Genomic DNA, 719 nt, shown 5'->3' on the forward strand with positions numbered 1-719 from the left:
ATACGGCGGTTCACCAAATTGAAGTTTGCTGCTTATTTATGTAATCTATCATTGGCTTATAGCCTTTTCTTTTAAGTATAGAAAGGGTAATTGTAGTTTTAAGTATAGGGCTTTGGGCTACTGCCCATCCTCCCATTCTTGTTCTACTCCAAGCATAAGCCTGTCCTTCTTCTATGCCTAATTGAATGAGGTTTTTACGTTTTCTTTCTAGCTTTTTCCAATCGTGCCAAATGCAATATCGTAACCTATTTCGCAACCATTCAGCCAACTTTTTAAGTTTAGCATAAATGTTTGTTAATCGGTAATTATTCATCCAGCCCCTGCAAACTTGATTTAGTCGTTCGAGTCTTTCTAATAAAGACATTGGTTTGGTTTTCTTGGTTAAACTTTTAAGATTTCGCTTAAGCTTTTCCCAACTCGCCTGTTTTACAACTAGTTGATACTGCCCTTTTATGCCTTTCTTATAAATTGGCACAAAGCCGTGCCCTAGTAATTCAAAATTTACAGGTCTGCGTATGCCACTCTTGGCTTTGTTTATAGGTAGTTTTAATTTGTCTCTAAGAAACAAATAAATGCTGTTCCATATTCGTTTTGCCTCGATTTTTCTTTTAGCATAAATACTAAAATCGTCTGCATAACGCACATACCGTAACCCTTGTTTTTTCATTTCTTTATCCAGAACGTCTAATACAATATTAGACAGTAAGGGACTTAGAGGG

At 36.0% G+C, this 719-nt stretch carries 1 protein-coding gene; it reads right to left on the reverse strand.

Features of this window, described 5'->3' with window-relative positions; genetic code table 11:
- Positions 1-10: 10 nt before the first annotated feature.
- The coding region (locus tag ABD935_RS16510) for a group II intron maturase-specific domain-containing protein (protein WP_345194031.1) at positions 11-719 on the reverse strand (709 nt) is incomplete at its 5' end.

Source organism: Algibacter agarivorans (genome assembly GCF_039543245.1).
In the GTDB taxonomy this organism is placed as follows: Bacteria; Bacteroidota; Bacteroidia; order Flavobacteriales; family Flavobacteriaceae; genus Algibacter_G; species Algibacter_G agarivorans.